Source organism: Pseudoalteromonas sp. T1lg75 (assembly GCF_002964705.1).
Taxonomy (GTDB): Bacteria; Pseudomonadota; Gammaproteobacteria; order Enterobacterales; family Alteromonadaceae; genus Pseudoalteromonas.
Genome location: NZ_PQCD01000049.1, coordinates 24,198 through 40,985 on the forward strand (window position 1 = coordinate 24,198; position 16,788 = coordinate 40,985).

Here is a 16,788-nt window from a genome sequence, read left to right on the forward strand (position 1 = left end):
TGCGGGCGTGAGTCTATTTTTTGCGGAGTAACATGCATGTTTGAAGTGAATCCTGTGATTAACCAAATCAAGGAAATTCGCGAACGTACTGAGCTTCTTCGGGGGTATCTTTGACTACGCTCTGAAGAAGGAGCGTTTAGAAGAGGTCAATGCCGAACTTGAAGATCCAGCCGTGTGGAATGAGCCAGAGCGCGCTCAGGCCCTGGGTAAAGAAAAGTCTAGCCTGGAAGCCATCGTTGAGACCATAGAGAAACTTGAAGGCGGTACCGACGATGTGGAAGGCCTTGTTGAGCTGGCGGTTGAAGCCGAAGACGAGGAAACCTTTGCCGAGGCGCAAACCGAGCTTGAAGATCTCAATGCCCACCTGGAGCAATTAGAGTTCCGCCGCATGTTTAGCGGTGCTCAGGATAGCAATGATGCTTACCTGGATCTGCAGGCTGGCTCTGGCGGCACCGAGGCGCAAGACTGGTGTAACATGTTGCTGCGTATGTACTTACGCTGGGCCGAAGCGAAAGGCTTTAAGGCCGAGATAGTCGAAGCGACCGATGGTGATGTTGCCGGTATCAAGGGTGCCACGGTGAAGATCAGTGGTGAATATGCCTATGGCTGGCTGCGCACCGAAACCGGCGTGCACCGTTTGGTGCGTAAGAGTCCATTCGATTCGGGTGGTCGTCGTCATACCTCGTTTGCCTCGGCATTCGTTTACCCAGAGATCGATGACAACATTGAAATCGATATTAATCCGGCCGATTTGCGTATCGATGTATACCGTGCATCGGGGGCCGGTGGTCAGCACGTTAACCGTACCGAATCTGCGGTACGTATCACCCACTTGCCGACCAATACCGTGGTGCAGTGTCAGAATGACCGCTCGCAGCACAAAAACAAAGACCAGGCGATGAAACAGCTTAAAGCCAAGTTGTTTGAGCTTGAGTTGCAAAAGCAAAATGCCGAGAAGCAAGCGCAGGAAGATGCCAAATCAGACATTGGCTGGGGCTCACAGATTCGCTCCTATGTCCTAGATGATTCGCGTATCAAAGACCTGCGCACCGGAGTTGAGAACCGTAATACCCAAGCCGTATTAGACGGTGATCTCGACAAGTTTATTGAAGCAAGCCTGAAATCAGGGCTGTAATTTAACGCCAAATTAATAGAGCTAGAAAATGACAGATCAAAACCAAGACGAAAACAAATTAATTGCAGAGCGTCGCGCCAAGCTCGACGCTATTCGCGAGAATTGTAGTGCAAACGGCCACCCGAATACTTTCCGCCGAAAACACTACACAGCTGATCTTCAAGCAGAATTTGGTGATAAATCGAAAGAAGAACTGGTAGAGCTAGACCATCAGGTTGCCGTTGCCGGTCGTCTTCTTGCCAAGCGTGGTCCTTTCCTGGTGCTTCAGGATATGAAAGGCCGTATTCAGGCATATGCTTCAAAAGACGTACAAAAAGACTTGAAAGAAAAGTACGGTCAGCTTGATATCGGCGACATTATTGGTGTTTCTGGTCCATTGCATAAATCGGGTAAGGGCGACCTTTACGTCGATATGCAGGAGTATGAGCTACTGACCAAGTCACTGCGTCCGTTGCCAGAGAAGTTCCACGGTCTGTCGGATCAGGAAACCAAATACCGTCAGCGTTATGTGGATCTGATCACCAACATGGATACTCGTGAGACCTTCCGTATTCGTTCTAAGGTAATTGAAGGCATTCGTCGTTTCCTTGCCGATCGTGATTTTATGGAAGTGGAAACGCCTATGCTTCAGGTTATCCCTGGCGGTGCATCGGCACGTCCATTCGTAACGCACCATAATGCCCTGGATATCGATATGTACCTGCGTATCGCCCCTGAGCTTTACTTGAAGCGTCTAGTGGTAGGTGGTTTTGACCGTGTATTTGAGATCAACCGTAACTTCCGTAACGAAGGTCTGTCAACGCGTCACAACCCAGAATTCACCATGATCGAATTCTACCAAGCTTACGCGGATTACAATGACCTGATGAACATCACAGAAGACATGCTACGTACAGTGGCACAAGATGTGTTGGGCACAACAAAGATTGTAAACACCACGAAGAATGCCGATGGTGAAGTGGTTGATAGCGTAGAATACGATTTCGGTCAGCCGTTCACCCGCTTGAGCATGGCCGATGCCATCATGAAGTACAACCCAGAGTTCGATGCGGCGGTATTTGCCGACCCTGAGAACCACATGGAACAGCTGATTGCGTACGCTAAGCAAGTACACGTGAAGATCCCTGAAAACTGCGTATGGGGTGCGGGCAAGTACATGTGTGAAATCTTCGAAGAGACGGCAGAACACAAACTGATTCAACCGACCTTTATCACCGAGTACCCGTGGGAAGTATCACCACTTGCACGTCGTAACGACGACAACCCATTCGTAACCGATCGTTTCGAGTTCTTCGTCGGCGGTCGTGAGCTGGCAAACGGTTTCTCGGAGTTGAACGACGCAGAAGACCAGGCGGCGCGTTTTGCCCGTCAGGTAGAAGAAAAAGATGCCGGTGACGACGAAGCCATGCACTTCGATGACGATTATATCCGTGCCTTGGAATTCGGTTTACCACCGACGGCGGGTGAGGGTATTGGTATCGACCGTCTGGTGATGTTGTTTACCGACTCACCGACAATCAAAGACGTGATCTTGTTCCCGCATATGCGTCCAGAGCAAGACTAAGTAAGAACGTCTAACCCTTAAAAACGCGGCCTTGGCCGCGTTTTTTGTATCTAGCTTGTGCGATATATCGCAAAAAGCACCTCGCTAAGGCCTAAAAGACGAATATAAAACACATGGTAAAAATGTTATCTCTATGATTTTTATGAATATTTAATTCGTTTCATAAAAATTAGTGCTTTTATCCTAGCTGCGTATCTAGGTTTAATGCACTACAATTTTCAGCCATTACCACAGCGCTTAGGATTTGCCTGGGGTATGAGCAAGAAAGTGCTGAAAAACAATAATGGGGACGAATGTAATGGATTACGAAGAGTTTTTGCCGGAAATACCCAAGGATGACAAGCGCGCCGCCTACTATCGCGCCTGCATTATCGAATTTGAGCGTCACGGTTACCGTGATCAGATTTTACGCGAGCTCGATAGCGCCTTGGATGGTAAGGCGAAAATACAGGCGATCCCCTTATTAGCCATTGGCAGCGGTGCCTAATTACCTAGACGGCTGGGGCAGCCTGGGTAATTAACTAGGTGAATCAAAGTCGCGATAATTTGGTCCATGGCGGCCATTTTTTATGCCATAAATTACCAGCTGCGCAATCTCTGAGCAGATAGGCTGATTTTCATAGAAAAGTGTTTGACATATTTGCTCAAGCCTTTATTATACGCCCCACAAAGACGGAGAGGTGGCCGAGTGGCTGAAGGCGCGCCCCTGCTAAGGGTGTATAGGGTTTGTAGCCCTATCGAGGGTTCGAATCCCTCCTTCTCCGCCATTTATTTTTAAATGGTTTCTTTGTAATAGATATGGACGCATAGCTCAGCTGGATAGAGTACCTGGCTACGAACCAGGCGGTCGGAGGTTCGAATCCTCCTGCGTCCGCCATCTTTCTTCAAGATGGTGTATATCTATAATCACTTTTTATGTAACGGACGCATAGCTCAGCTGGATAGAGTACCTGGCTACGAACCAGGCGGTCGGAGGTTCGAATCCTCCTGCGTCCGCCACTTCTCTTTTAAGGGCAGTGGTGAAGCATAATCTAAGTGAAAAATTAGAACCTCAGGTTCAAGAACATAACGGACGCATAGCTCAGCTGGATAGAGTACCTGGCTACGAACCAGGCGGTCGGAGGTTCGAATCCTCCTGCGTCCGCCACTTCTTTCTCTTCATTAGAGGGAAGTGAGAAGAAACCAACGAAAGTTGGTTTTTTTATGCCTAAATTTCAGTGAACGCATGCGGCTGCGAACCTCCGAGGTTCGTTGATTTCCAATCTAGGCCACACTTATCTTATCTCAAAGCTTCCCACAGCCTCGTTGTTTGTGTAGATCAGACTTCAGTCTGACAACTCGCAATCTTTTGTTGTAATTCAGGTTTTTATATTTGGTTGGTACCTGTTTTCAATTTGAGATCTTGTCGCGTTGGCGACGGCAACCAAAGGGTGGTTTGCGCCAACCGCCCCTTGGAACCCCAAGGCGCCCGTTATTCGCTAATGCTTACGAACTCAGCGTTTTGTTAAACGTTCCGTTGAGTCATTGAGGCGATTTAACAGCACATCCCTGTACTGATAAATCTAGCTCGGCGTCGTGCCTCGCTCTCAATAACACACTCCACAACAAAAGCCGATTTCTCCAGCGCGAATCTAAACGGGAGGATCGATACCTGTAGGTCAGGTTTCAACCTGACAACTTTTGTCGGCCGCCGACAAGACGCTTTGTAGGTCGATGCTCTGCGTCGACAAAAATGTCTTTGGATTGCTTCTGTCGCGTTGGCGACGGCAACCAAAGGGCGGTTTGCGCCAACCGCCCCTTGGAACCCCAAGGCGCCCGTTATTCGCTGATGCTTGCGAACTCAGCGTTTTGTTAAACGTTCCGTTTAGTCATTGAGGCGATTTAACAGCACATCCCTGTACTGATAAATCTAGCTCGGCGTCGTGCCTCGCTCTCAATAACACACTCCACAACAAAAGCCGATTTCTCCAGCGCGAATCTAAACGGGATGTATGATACCTGTGAGTTTGGTGTGGGATTTAAGAGCAGTCAGCTTTGCTTTCAAAAGGTGGTGATTAGTAACTCACAGCTGCCCTTTTCCAGTAGTTGGGCTGCACCTGATTATTTCCTTATATGCAAATCTGCAAAACACCTTTTGCCAAATCAACATTGATAACTGTAGTATTGTTCGTAACTGTATGACTCCAATCATAAAAGCTAGCCAGTAGCAAGCCTAGCAGGAAGGGGGAGTCTAATCATCTGTTATATGCATAAGGATGTTCGATGGAAAAATATCTATATCTAACAGAAGTTGAGTGGGCAGATGCATGGATTAATGGTGGTGAAATCCCTATTTCACTTGCTAGTAGTTACTTGAGCGATTCGCGCGAAGGGATTTATACCCCAGATGAAAACTTGATTCATGATTCATCTTATCCAATCCCATCGTTCCGCCAATTCGGTATACATTTGGAAAATGTAAAAAATGTCACTATGACTGGAAATACATTTAATGGTAAGAGAATCCCAGATGTTAAAAATGCTAGTTATTACAACGAGGACGGTCTGATTTTATCATTCTGTAACGAGCTAAATGCTGATATAGCTAGACGTATGGGAAAGAAGGCTTGTGTTAAAATTTTAGATATGCATCAACTTAAAGTAGCCTTAGATTCTGAAGTTGGTAGCAAAGGAGTCATGAAAAATTGTTCTTATACCAAGGGGTTCCAGCGAGATCACTTTTTGAAATCCACAGAAGACTCTTGGCAGAACGAATTTCGTTTGTTTTGGAAAAGTAACAAGTCTGTTTGGGTTACTATCCCACCAAATATTGGCGAATTAGTCGCAACGTACGATTGAACATAGAAGGCTTTTAAGAGTGATTTCCAACGCTTGGTATTTTTTATTCCATCGTTGGGTTTCGAGTTTATGGTGTAGTGGTCTAGATTTGGTCGCAGCTTTGCTCTCTCACACCTTAATGTGGCGTTAAAGCCCGCTAGCCCTTAACTGAATTACAGTTTGCGATGGTCTTATTGTAGAGTGCTGGTGTATCAGCCTTATCCCCTTACATTGCATCCGAAACGGGATGCGAGAAGAGTAATCGCCCGTTGGATTACGGGCGAAAACATGCCCAGTACATGGATGTACTGTGCATGTTGGTTACGTTCATTTCTCGTAGCGCGTTGAGGAAATAATGCAATGTTGGGGCGCCTTGGGGTTCTTAGGGGCGACGAGTGACCGAAGCACCGCTTCGCAGCGCGAGGAGGTGGAGGCATGGATGCCGACAGGAACCCAGCTTCATGGATGAATTATTAGCACTATTCTTCCTATTTCCTCTAAGTCGTAGTCGGCGACCCGACAAGATCTATCTTTTATAACCAGTGTTGCCGTAAGGCGCTGACCTAAAAATGCCTAAAGGCATTCGCCTGTTGTTGTTTTTAATAAAATATTCCTAACAAATATTTTCCTTGAAATATTTGTTTCCCCTGCGACTATAAAGTAATCTCATGTATTAAAACCTGCGACTTAACGCCGAAGGCGAAGGGGAGAGATAACAATGAACAACAAAGCCCAATCTATTCTCGGTGCCGCCATTGCGGCGGCCTTGCTGCTGTCCAGTCAGGGTCTGGCTTACGCTCAGCCAACGGCGCCCTTTGTCAGTGATGTGCCTTTGGTTCAGCCTACTATGCTCTCTCCGGCTTTTTGGTTAAAACAGCAGGCGGATAACGCGCCGCTGATGAGCGAGCGGCAAATTCAGGCCTTTAACCGCAAACTGATCGCCAATAATCCCTATGTCAGAGATCCGCTCACCTATGCGGATGACCTCTCCCGTGACGAGCTGATCCAACACCTGCAAAAAGCCAGTTCGACTCCTTCCAGTCCGCGTTTCTATACCGGTGGCCGCCAGCTGACAGATGAGGACTTTGCGCGCTATCACACCAACACCAATAAAGCCCAGGTGCAGGACAAAAATCAGGTGCGCTTTGGTATGGTGGTTGAGCGAACGTCGCTACGCACCTTTCCCACCGATGACCGGGTGTTAAATGCGGAAATGGATGCGGATTTGGATCGTTTCCAGGAAAGTGGCGCCTTCCCCGGTGAAGCGGTGGCGGTGCTGCATGAAAGCGCGGATGGGCTCTGGTATCTGGTGGCCGCCTACAACTACACCGCCTGGGTGAAAAAGTCGGCCATCGCCTTGGGGGATAAAGATACCATTGTCGATTATATGCAGGCCAAGGACTTCATCATTGTCAGCGGCGATAAGGTGGACACCAGCTTCGTGCTCAATAAACCACGGGTTTCAGAGGTGCAATTGGATATGGGCGTGCGTTTGACGCTGATGCCACAAGAGAACATTGAGCACCTGACTCACGGCCAGAACAGTTTTGCCAGCTATATCGTCAAGTTGCCGGTGCGCAATGGGGACGGCTCCCTGGCCTTTGAAAAGGCGCTGTTACCGCGCTCCAGCGATGTTAGCGTTGGCTATTTGCCGCTTACCCGGCATAACCTTATCGCTCAGGGGTTTAAGTTTTTAGGCGAGCGTTATGGCTGGGGGCACGATTACAACGCCCGGGATTGCACCGGCTTTGTCGGCGAGATTTATAAAACCTTTGGCGTGATGATGCCGCGTAATTCTTCATGGCAGGGCAAGGGAGACTATGGTTATAACTGGCGCTTCGATGAAGACGCCAAGCTTGAGCAAAAGCAGCAGGTGCTGGCACAGATGCAGGTGGGCGACCTAATCTATATTCCCGGCCATGTGATGATGTATATCGGTGATTATCAAGGCCAGCCCTATGTGATCCATGATGTAAAAGGGCTTGGTTACTTAAAGGAGGATGGTGCTTTTTACGATGGTGAGCTTAACGGCGTGTCCGTGACGCCCTTGTTGCCTCTGCATTTAAATGCCGACACCTCCTATTTAGATAAAACCTATGCCATTAAACGTATCGCTCCGGGTGGTGCACAATGAACCCGTTTAAAAACCTTTTGTTAGTGCTGGCTGCCGGTGTGCTGTGTGCTGGTGTACAGGCTGGACCGATAGAAAACGAACACCGGCAGTTGGTGGTGGTGGTAACCGACTCCTGGACAGATATTCAAGGTGAAATGCTCCTGTTTGAACGCGGCGATGATAACCAGTGGCACGCCATGGGGGAGCCTAGCGCCGTGGTGATTGGTCGCACCGGCCTGGCCTGGGGCATTGGCTTACATGAGCACCAGCAAGGCCAGCAGAAGGTGGAAGGAGATGGCAAGGCGCCCGCCGGAGTATTTCGTTTGGGGAATGCCTTTGGTTATATGGATGCGCTTACCACCGGCCTGGATTATCATCCCATGGATGCGGGGGATTACTGCATCGATGTGAACGGCTCGCCCTATTACAACCAGTTGGTGAATACCAAGGTGGTGGGTGAAAAGGCGGTAGAAGGCTCATCCGAGGCCATGCGCCGCGATATTCACAGCCAGGACGATTTATACAAAAAGGGTATTATCGTTGCCCATAACCCGGGGAATATCAGCGGTGCCGGCAGCTGTATTTTTATGCATTTATGGCGCGCCGTGGATAAGCCCACGGCGGGGTGCACGGCCATGGCCGAGGCGGATATGGATGCCCTGTTGCGCTGGCTGGATAAAGACAAACAACCCCTGGTGGTGATATTGCCGCGCATGGAATATGCGCTAAAGCAAACACTCTGGCGCTTGCCGCCCTTAGGGCCACAAGAATAAGAACAAGGCGGGTGAATGATAAACGCACATTATGAAGCGCTCGACTGGCTGGTATTCGGCGCCTATGCTTTGCTCATCGCGCTGACGGCCTGGTGGTTTAACCGCAAGACGGCCAATACCTCGGCGGAGTATTTTCTCGGTGGTAATGCCATGCCGACCTGATGGTGGCGGTATCTGTGCTGGCCACCTCGCAATCGGCGGCTACCTTTATCGGTGGCCCGGATCAAGGCTATCAGGGAGATTTGTCCTATTTGGCCACCAATATAGGCGCCTTTATTGCAGCCCTGGTGGTGGCTCAGGTGCTTATTCCACGCTTTTATCAATATCGTGTTTATACCGTTTATGAGCTGCTGGAGCAGCAGGTGGGCCCCAAGGCCAAGCGCCGCGCCGGCCTGATGTATTTGTTCGGGCGGGTGTTTGCCAGCGGTGCGCGCCTGTATATGGCCGCCATTGCCGTGGCCATGATCCTCTATGGCAATATCGCCGCCAGCAGCGTCATTATGGCCACCCTGGTGCTGGTGGTCATAGGTCTTGCCTACAGTATTTTTGGCGGTATTCGCACCGTCATCTATTCCGATGTGATCCAGTGCTTGGTGTACACCAGTGCCGCCGTGTGCGTGATTGTCAGTTTATGGCTGGCGATCCCCGCCGATTTCTCAACCATTATCGAGGCGTTGCAAAACCCGGGGCCGGAGCAGGGCTCCAAGCTGGCCTTGTTTAAATTTGACCTGGATTTTTCCGCTGCCGGGGTGTTTAACATGGCGTCGGTACTGACCGGCTTTGTGCTCTTAAACATTGCCGCCTTCGGCTTGGATCAGGACATGACGCAGCGGGTGCTGACCTGTAAAGATGCGCGCTCCGGCAGTCGCGCCATTATGCTGTCCATCGCCATGGTGATCCCTGTGATGTTCTTGTTTATCGTGATTGGCCTGCTGTTGTTTGTGTTTTATCAGCGCCCCGACATCATGCTGGGGGCCACCGAAGGGGTTGCCGGGGGGGCTGTCGCCGGGGCCGTTGCCGAGGCCAATGTCGGGCAATTCCAGGGTGAGAAGATCACCGTCTTTATGCACTATGTTCTTAATGAAATTCCCGCCGGAGTAAAGGGCCTGGTGACCATAGGCATTATCGCCGCCGCCATTTCCACCCTGAACTCAGGGCTCAGCTCCATGGGCTCGGTGGTGGTGCAGGATATCTACCGGCCCTGGCATGAAAAGCGTCAGCGCCAGCAGGGCGACGCACAAAAAGAAGATCATCATTATGTGCTGGTGGGGCGCTTTGCCATGTTAGGGGTATCACTGGCGCTGGGCTCCATGGCCGTTCTTTGTTACTTCTGGCAGCAATATTCGCAAATGCCGCTGCTGAAATTTGCCCTGAGTGTCATGGTGTTTTCTTACTCCGGCCTGTTGGGCGTGTACTTCACTAGTCTTTTCCTCGGACGCGGCAGCGAAGCGTCCGTGCTCGCAGCCCTGATAGTCGGCTTTGTGGCCACCTTGTTGATGCAACCCTATGTGCAAGAGATGCTGTTGCCGAGCCAGTGGCAGTTTAATCTAGGTTTTACCTGGCAGCTGTGTATCGGCACCGCGTTAGCCACCCTGGTCTGTGCCTTTGGTCGCAAGCCCGAAGCGGCAGGCCAGGCAGTGAGCGCGGCGACTAATCAATCAAGCAATAATCCCATCAATCACGAGGTGCGTCATGGCTAACTGGGTGTTGGCCATAGATGGTGGTGGCACAAAAACGGCGCTGCGCCTGTATGGCCCGGATGGTCAGGTGGTGCAAGAGCAAAGAGGGCCGGGCTCGTCACTGGGTCATGACTTGCTATTGGGCTGTGATACCCTGTGTGCTCAGGTGGCAAGCATACTTCACGATGCGGCCATATTGCCGAGTCAGGTCAATTGCGTCGCCGGTGTTGCCGGCGCCGGGAATCCGTATAATCAAGCGCAATTACGCAGCCGCTTACAGGCACTTGGCTTTGCCGAGGTAAAGGTGGTCAGCGACGCTATTACCTCCGCCTATGGCGCCAATTTGGGTGCCCCGGTGGCTTGTGTTGCCCTTGGCACCGGCAGTGTCGGCACCCGTTTGCAGGCCGATGGCAGCACACATCTGGTGGGAGGCTGGGGCTTTACCCTGGGCGATGAAGGCGGCGGTGCCCGCTTGGGAGCCATGTTGGTGCAGGCCCTGATGCAGGCGTTTGACAGACAACAAGCACTTACCCCCTTACTCGAGGTGCTGGCGCAAAGAGTCGGTCACAGCCGCGAGGCGCTGAGTCAGTGGCTAAGCGGTGCTAAGGTAGGGGATTATGCAGTTCTGAGTGAGCTGGTGTGGCCTTATCAAGGGCGCTGCGACATGGCCGCAGAAATACTGCAACGTCATGCCTGGGCGGTTGAGCAGCTTATCCGCGCTACCCGCGGGGAATATGATTTGCCGGTGGTATTGTTGGGCGGTTTAGCCGACAATACGGCCCCATTATTGGCACCCTGGTATCAGACCCTGGTGCAGCGCGCGCGGGGCTCGGCTCTGGATGGCGCCTATTTGCTGGCATTAAAGAATTTATAACTGGAATAAGTACATGAGTTTACCAAGTGACCATAGCTCTGAGTTATTGCGAGAGTTAAATACCATAGTTTCTGAGGGGCAAAACCCGCAAACCCTGGATATTGACCTCTTACCCAGCGAGGCCATTCTTCGTAAACTGAATGATGAAGATCAAAAGGTTGCCCCGGCGATCAGGGAAATTATCCCGGCTATCGCCAAGGCGGTCGACGCCATAGTTGATGCCTTCGCTAAGGGCGGCCGCCTTATCTATATCGGCGCCGGAACCAGTGGCCGTTTAGGGGTGCTCGACGCCGCCGAATGTCCTCCCACCTTTAGCGTTGAACCCGGCCAGGTAGTGGGCATTATCGCCGGTGGCGAGCGGGCGATTCAAAAGGCGGTGGAAGGGGCAGAAGACAATGCGGCCATGGCAATTGAAGACTTACAAAACCAACAGCTAAAAAGTGACGATGTTGTGGTGGGCATTGCAGCCAGTGGTCGCACGCCTTATGTGGTATCGGCGCTCAATTATGCCCGTGAACAGGGCTGTGTCACCGTGGGGATCAGTTGTTCACCTAACTCAGCGGTCCTCAATGCCGCAGATATCCAGCTGGCCGCCGTGGTCGGCCCAGAAGCGCTGACCGGCTCAACGCGCATGAAATCCGGTACGGCGCAGAAGCTGGTGCTTAATATGCTCAGCACCGCCAGTATGATCCGCTCCGGCAAGGTCTATCGCAACCTGATGGTGGATGTGAATGCCAGCAACGATAAGCTCAAGGCCCGTGCCGTGCGTATCGTAATGCAGGCCACCGAATGCACCGAGCAGGAGGCGGTCGAGGCACTGGCGCAGAGCGAGCATAGTGCCAAGTTAGCGATTTTAATGCTGTTGACCGGCAAAACCGCGAGTGAGGGCAAGGCCTTGCTGGATAACAACAAGGGTTTTTTACGCTCGGCGGTGCAAGAGGTTGAAGGCGATGATTAAGCGCCTGTTGGCAGCCTTTGCCCTATTGATTTTACTTAGCAGTGCCTGTGCTCAGGCCGACCAGCAAGATATCCAGGTTGGCGCCAGTCGCTTTGAGCACTACCTGCCTTTACTCAAGGGGAAGCGGGTTGGTCTAGTCGTCAACCAAACCTCCATAGTGGGCGACACTCACCTGGTGGATGCCTTGCTGGCCAAGCAGGTTAAGATCACCACCATTTTCGCACCAGAGCATGGCTTTCGTGGTGATCAGGATGCCGGCGCCCACATAGATTCGGGCATAGATACCAAAACCGGCCTGCCCATAGTTTCTATTTATGGCAAGAACAAACAGCCCAGCGCAGAGGCGATGAGCCAGGTCGATGTGGTGCTGTTCGATATTCAAGACGTGGGTGTGCGCTTTTATACCTACATCAGCTCCATGCACTATATGATGCAGGCGAGCGCCGCGGCCAAGGCCGAGTTTATCGTGCTCGACAGGCCCAACCCCAATATCGCCTATATCGACGGGCCGATACTGGAGCCGGAGTTTCGCTCCTTCGTTGGCATGCACCCCATACCCGTTTTGCATGGCATGACGGTGGGTGAGCTGGCGCAGATGATAGTGGGAGAAAACTGGCTGGAGGACGGTATAAGCCCGGCTCTGACGGTGATCCCCGTGGCAAATTACGCTCGCGATAGAAGTTATTCTTTGCCAATAAAACCCAGCCCTAATCTGCCTAACGATCAGGCCATAGGTTTATATCCGTCGCTGTGTTTCTTTGAGGCGACGCCGGTCAGCATCGGCCGCGGCACGGATTTCCCGTTTCAGGTGTTAGGCCATGATAAGGTGGCTCTAGGCGAGTTTACTTTTTCCCCTCGCTCTATTACTGGCGCTGCCAGTAACCCAAAACTTAAAGACAAGATTGCCAAAGGCTTAGACTTGCGTCAAAGTCCAGTACGTGGGCTTGACCTAGGCTGGTTGATTAGCGCTCATAATAAATTCAAACAACAAAACACCGAGTTTTTCACTAGTGCTAGTTTTATGGATAAGCTTGCGGGCACAGACGAGTTACGCAAGGCCATCGAAGCGGGTAAATCTGAAGCTGAAATTAAGCAAACGTGGCGAGCTGGGCTTGAGGAATTTAAAGCTAAGCGTGCAAAATACCTGCTTTATCAATAAGCGATACTGTATACCCAATTAAAAAGGCCCGAAATGGGCCTTTTTAATTTTCGCGAAATGCCTTCACCACATCGTTGGAATGCTCCAACAGCTTACGCCCCGGGCGCGTCGCCTGAGTGAGGGCGATAAAGAGAATATCGATCACAAAGTCCTGCGCCGTGCGCGCCAGAATGGAGCTCAGACGAATCGATTCTTCCTCGGCCACAGAATAGAGGTTTACCGTAGCACAATCCGCCACCGGACTGGAGCCAAATTTGGTCACCGCAATCACCGGACAGTTATTTTTTTGTGCCTGAAGCGCCGCTTCCGCCACTTCCCGGGTTTTGCCCGACTCACTGATGGCGATCACTAGGTCGTCCTTGCCCAGGGTCGACACATAGGCCAGTTGAGCATGACCGTCCGCTTCGGCGATGGCGGCTATGCCTAACTTTTGTAGTTTAAAGGCAAAGTCTTTGGCCACCAAAGCCGAACCGCCAAGACCACAAATGGCGACGCGACGGGCATTTTTAAGCAAAACCACCGCTTGTTCCACGGCCTCGGCTTCGTTGAGGTTCTTGGTTTCGGTCAACACCGCCATCTTGCTGCTTAACAGCTTTTCGGCGATTTGTTCTAGGCTATCATTAAGGGTGATCTTACCGTGCAGCTTAGGGGCGGGAGATTCTGAGTTCAGGGCGTCAATAACCGCCAGCTTAAAGGCAGGGAAGCCCTTATACCCCAGCTTTTGGGCAAATTTAACCACGCTCGATTGGCTGACGCCCACCACCTTGGCCAACTCAATGGAGGAGAGGTCGCGAATAGCATTCGCGGAGTTTAACGTAAAATCGGCCAGTTTGGCTTCGCTACTGGAAAAAGACTTACGCAGTGCTTTAATTTTTACAAATGTCGACATAAGAAGTTACTTAGTATTGTTAGGTTTCTCTGTCTTATGGATACCTTTGAACGCTTGGTACACATGTTAACAACGACGTAATGGCAAAGTGTAACTCAATATTCCAAATAAAAGGAATAAAAAATTTTTATAAGAAGGCCCAAAGAGGCCGAGTAAAAAAGCCTTTTTCTAAGCCTTGGTTCATATTTTCTAGGCTATTTTTATTACCTTTTAAGCGCAGGGGAAGCTAAATTTAAGAATATATATTCCATTCATTTTAAATTGAAAGAAATAAAATATTATTATACGGTTGGAGGGTTGTTGTTGCGTTTATAAGTTCAAGACACTGTGCTTAAGCATAGTTTTTTCGCTATAGGTTGGTATGGATAAAGAATCTTTGCAGATGCGCTGCAAGAGCCTGCTGTCGTTGCCCTTGTTATTTTTACTGAGCAGTTGCAGTTCAGGCTACGATTTTAAGCAGTCACAGAATTACTCCAAGCGCATTAAATTTTTAGTGATGCATTACACCGCTATTGACTATGAAAAGTCCGAGCGCGTGCTGGTGGAAAAAGGCGGCTTAAGCGCCCATTATCTGGTGCCCGAAAGCCTGGATCCCAGCTATGGCGAGCGCGAGCTGCAAGTTTTGCAGCTGGTGAAAGAACAGGACAGGGCCTGGCATGCGGGGAATAGCTATTGGCAGGGCCGCAGTGATCTGAATGACCACTCCATCGGCATTGAGGTGGTCAATGTGCCCAGCTGCAGCGACAGGGCGCCGAGTATGGAGCCGGAGATTTCCACCATTGAATATGGTGCTGAGCCGTTTTGTGTGTTCCCCGATTATGATCCCAAACAAATCGAATTATTAATCGCCCTTAGTCAGGATATTCTCGCTCGTAATCCGGATATTGGCCCGACCCAGGTTGTCGGGCATGCGGATATAGCACCGGGGCGCAAACTCGATCCAGGTCCTCGTTTCCCTTGGTATCAGCTCTATAAGGCGGGCATTGGCGCCTGGTATCAACAGCAGGATGTGGAATATTACTGGCGCCACTTTAGCGCCGCGCCGCCTTCTGTAGCCGTTATACAGCAAGCGCTGGCGGATTATGGCTACGGGATTGCGGTGACCGCTCGGCTCGATCAGCAAACACTGGATGTACTTAAGGCATTTCAAACACACTTTTTACCTTGGCAGGTAAATGCCCAGGCGGACGGAAAAACGGCGGCGGTGTTGTTCGCTCTGCTCAAACGCTATAAGTCGAAAAAGGCGGATAAAAACTTTGCACTTTACCAAGAGTTGGCCGAGCAGCCACAGGAGTTTGCCGCCTTGGGTCATGAGCAGCTTTATATCCAGTACCCGCAGCAAGAGCTCAGCTCGCGGGTCGAGGTAAACAACAAATACCAGTTTAAGTCCTATCGCCGCCGCGGTGAGATCATCATAGACAACATCAGCGCCGAACGCGCCGAAATCCTGATTAATGGCGAAACCATTAATATCGCTCGGCCCTTAAAGGCCGGGCACAGCTACCGCTATTCGCTGGCAAGGCGCACCCGCGATGGGGTCAATACCCTGCATATTAAGTCGGTCTTTCCTGAGGATGCCACGTTGAGTATTCGCATTCCCGCGCCCGAGCTCAGGCCTAATCCCGGGGCAATTGACTTTGCCGCGGTGGATACCTTAATTGCACAGGAAGTGGAGCAGGGGTTTCCCGGCGCCGTGCTTGGAGTGGTGTACAAGGGCGAGCTGGTCAAGCTTAGCGCCTATGGTTATGCCCGCGCACACCACGGCAAAGAATCTGTAGCCGCACAGCCCATGACCGAGGGCACCCTTTTTGATATAGCGTCCAATACCAAGATGTTTGCCACCAATCTGGCGCTGATGCATCTGGTGTCGCAGGGACGCCTCGATGTTAATAAGCCCATTAGTCATTACCTGGCGGAATATACCGGGCAGGGACGCGAGGTACGGCTAGTAAAAGACCTGCTTACTCACAGCGCCGGTTACCCCGCCGTGGTGGACTTTCATCGCACCGATAATCATCTCGGCAGGCCATTTTATTCCCTTAATAGCGAGCGCACCAAACAGCTGTTAATTCGCGGCGTGCCCTTTGAGATGATGCGGGCTCAGCGTCACCTCTACAGTGATGTTGACTATATGCTGCTCGGTGTTTTGATTGAACGCATCACCAATATGCCCCTTGATGCCTATGTGGAAAGCCGCTTGTATGCTCCCTTGGGGCTCAATACCCTGATATTTAATCCGCTGCAAAAGGGCTTTATGCCTTCGCAGATAGCGGCCACCGAGATTGAAGGCAACACCCGCGGTGGGCGGGTGAATTTCGAGGGCGTGCGAGATTATGTGCTCCAAGGCGAGGTGCATGATGAAAAGGCTTTTTACTCCCTAGGAGGAGTGGCCGGACATGCGGGCCTGTTTGCCGATGTGCAAAGTGTGGCAAAACTCACACAATTGTTGCTAAACCGGGGGAGTTATGGTGAAGTGCAGTTAATCAGGCCCGAGGTGGTCGATCAGTTTATTAAGCCCACGGCAACGGATGAAAGCTATGGCCTGGGCTGGCGTCGCGCCGGCAATGGCGCGCGCAGATGGCATTTTGGTCCCTACGCCAGCCCAAGGGCATACGGACACACGGGCTGGACCGGCACGGTGACCGTGATAGACCCGGAATATGATTTGGCCATAGTGCTGTTTACCAATGCCCGGCATAGCGAAGTGACAGGCTCGGACAGTGACTATAGATTTAAAGGCAAAGAATTTGAAACGGGGAAATACGGTTCGGTTATAACCCGCGTCTATGAAGCCATTTTGGCACATGACAAGTAACGACTAACACAG

11 protein-coding genes, 4 tRNA genes and 1 pseudogene are annotated in these 16,788 nt (G+C 51.1%); 15 read left to right on the top strand and 1 reads right to left on the bottom strand.

Features of this window, described 5'->3' with window-relative positions; genetic code table 11:
• The first annotated feature begins 36 nt into the window (after nucleotides 1–36).
• From prfB to C2M36_RS10305, 14 genes and pseudogenes are all read left to right on the top strand, one after another.
• A protein-coding gene (gene prfB, locus C2M36_RS10240) for a peptide chain release factor 2 (RefSeq protein WP_105254825.1) occupies nucleotides 37–1,135 on the top strand; the annotation gives its coding sequence in 2 pieces (ribosomal slippage) (nucleotides 37–111 and nucleotides 113–1,135; 1,098 coding nt in all).
• A gap of 28 nt (nucleotides 1,136–1,163) precedes the next feature.
• Nucleotides 1,164–2,699: a lysine--tRNA ligase gene (lysS, locus tag C2M36_RS10245; RefSeq protein ID WP_105254826.1), complete on the top strand. Its 1,536-nt coding sequence runs from the start codon at nucleotides 1,164–1,166 to the stop codon at nucleotides 2,697–2,699.
• 298 nt (nucleotides 2,700–2,997) lie between these two features.
• Complete coding sequence (locus tag C2M36_RS10250) at nucleotides 2,998–3,186, top strand: hypothetical protein (RefSeq protein ID WP_105254827.1); 189 nt, start codon at nucleotides 2,998–3,000, stop codon at nucleotides 3,184–3,186.
• A 187-nt stretch (nucleotides 3,187–3,373) separates the two neighbouring features.
• Nucleotides 3,374–3,466 (top strand) — tRNA-Ser (locus C2M36_RS10255).
• A 33-nt stretch (nucleotides 3,467–3,499) separates the two neighbouring features.
• Nucleotides 3,500–3,576, top strand: a tRNA-Arg gene (locus C2M36_RS10260).
• 45 nt (nucleotides 3,577–3,621) lie between these two features.
• Nucleotides 3,622–3,698: transfer RNA gene (locus C2M36_RS10265), tRNA-Arg, on the top strand.
• Nucleotides 3,699–3,769: 71 nt separating this feature from the next.
• A tRNA-Arg gene (locus tag C2M36_RS10270) sits at nucleotides 3,770–3,846 on the top strand.
• Nucleotides 3,847–4,961: 1,115 nt separating this feature from the next.
• On the top strand, nucleotides 4,962–5,537 hold the full coding sequence (locus C2M36_RS10275) for a hypothetical protein (RefSeq protein WP_105254828.1): 576 nt from the start codon (nucleotides 4,962–4,964) through the stop codon (nucleotides 5,535–5,537).
• A gap of 697 nt (nucleotides 5,538–6,234) precedes the next feature.
• Nucleotides 6,235–7,650, top strand: coding sequence for an SH3 domain-containing protein (locus tag C2M36_RS10280; RefSeq protein ID WP_105254829.1), 1,416 nt, complete (start codon nucleotides 6,235–6,237; stop codon nucleotides 7,648–7,650).
• Entirely contained in the window at nucleotides 7,647–8,402 is a 756-nt protein-coding gene (locus C2M36_RS10285; protein WP_105254830.1) for a L,D-transpeptidase family protein, read from the top strand. Before C2M36_RS10280 ends, C2M36_RS10285 begins: the two co-directional genes overlap by 4 nt.
• Nucleotides 8,403–8,420: 18 nt before the next feature.
• A pseudogene (locus C2M36_RS10290) lies at nucleotides 8,421–10,102 on the top strand (sodium:solute symporter).
• Nucleotides 10,095–10,955 (top strand): BadF/BadG/BcrA/BcrD ATPase family protein, encoded by an 861-nt coding sequence (locus C2M36_RS10295; RefSeq protein WP_105254832.1) that lies wholly within the window; start codon nucleotides 10,095–10,097, stop codon nucleotides 10,953–10,955. Before C2M36_RS10290 ends, C2M36_RS10295 begins: the two are co-directional and overlap by 8 nt.
• 13 nt (nucleotides 10,956–10,968) lie before the next feature.
• A complete protein-coding gene (gene murQ, locus C2M36_RS10300) occupies nucleotides 10,969–11,913 on the top strand; it encodes an N-acetylmuramic acid 6-phosphate etherase (RefSeq protein ID WP_105213752.1) in 945 nt (314 codons plus the stop codon).
• Nucleotides 11,906–13,072, top strand: coding sequence for an exo-beta-N-acetylmuramidase NamZ family protein (locus tag C2M36_RS10305; RefSeq protein WP_105254833.1), 1,167 nt, complete (start codon nucleotides 11,906–11,908; stop codon nucleotides 13,070–13,072). Before murQ ends, C2M36_RS10305 begins: the two co-directional genes overlap by 8 nt.
• A gap of 43 nt (nucleotides 13,073–13,115) precedes the next feature.
• On the opposite strand, the gene C2M36_RS10310 is transcribed toward C2M36_RS10305, so the two are convergent.
• Entirely contained in the window at nucleotides 13,116–13,961 is an 846-nt protein-coding gene (locus C2M36_RS10310; RefSeq protein WP_105254834.1) for a MurR/RpiR family transcriptional regulator, read from the bottom strand.
• Nucleotides 13,962–14,322: 361 nt separating this feature from the next.
• On the opposite strand from C2M36_RS10310, the gene pbp4b reads away from it, so the two are divergent.
• Nucleotides 14,323–16,776 (top strand): penicillin binding protein PBP4B, encoded by a 2,454-nt coding sequence (pbp4b, locus tag C2M36_RS10315; RefSeq protein WP_105254835.1) that lies wholly within the window; start codon nucleotides 14,323–14,325, stop codon nucleotides 16,774–16,776.
• Nucleotides 16,777–16,788: the final 12 nt, after the last annotated feature.

Bases quoted from the DNA above. Each gene is read 5' to 3' on its own strand.
- C2M36_RS10280 (WP_105254829.1), top strand. From the start codon at position 6,235: ATGAACAACAAAGCCCAATCTATTCTCGGTGCCGCCATTGCGGCGGCC.
- C2M36_RS10275 (WP_105254828.1), top strand. From the start codon at position 4,962: ATGGAAAAATATCTATATCTAACAGAAGTTGAGTGGGCAGATGCATGG.
- pbp4b (WP_105254835.1), top strand. From the start codon at position 14,323: ATGGATAAAGAATCTTTGCAGATGCGCTGCAAGAGCCTGCTGTCGTTG.
- C2M36_RS10295 (WP_105254832.1), top strand. From the start codon at position 10,095: ATGGCTAACTGGGTGTTGGCCATAGATGGTGGTGGCACAAAAACGGCG.
- C2M36_RS10250 (WP_105254827.1), top strand. From the start codon at position 2,998: ATGGATTACGAAGAGTTTTTGCCGGAAATACCCAAGGATGACAAGCGC.
- C2M36_RS10285 (WP_105254830.1), top strand. From the start codon at position 7,647: ATGAACCCGTTTAAAAACCTTTTGTTAGTGCTGGCTGCCGGTGTGCTG.
- C2M36_RS10310 (WP_105254834.1), bottom strand. From the start codon at position 13,961: ATGTCGACATTTGTAAAAATTAAAGCACTGCGTAAGTCTTTTTCCAGT.
- murQ (WP_105213752.1), top strand. From the start codon at position 10,969: ATGAGTTTACCAAGTGACCATAGCTCTGAGTTATTGCGAGAGTTAAAT.
- lysS (WP_105254826.1), top strand. From the start codon at position 1,164: ATGACAGATCAAAACCAAGACGAAAACAAATTAATTGCAGAGCGTCGC.
- C2M36_RS10305 (WP_105254833.1), top strand. From the start codon at position 11,906: ATGATTAAGCGCCTGTTGGCAGCCTTTGCCCTATTGATTTTACTTAGC.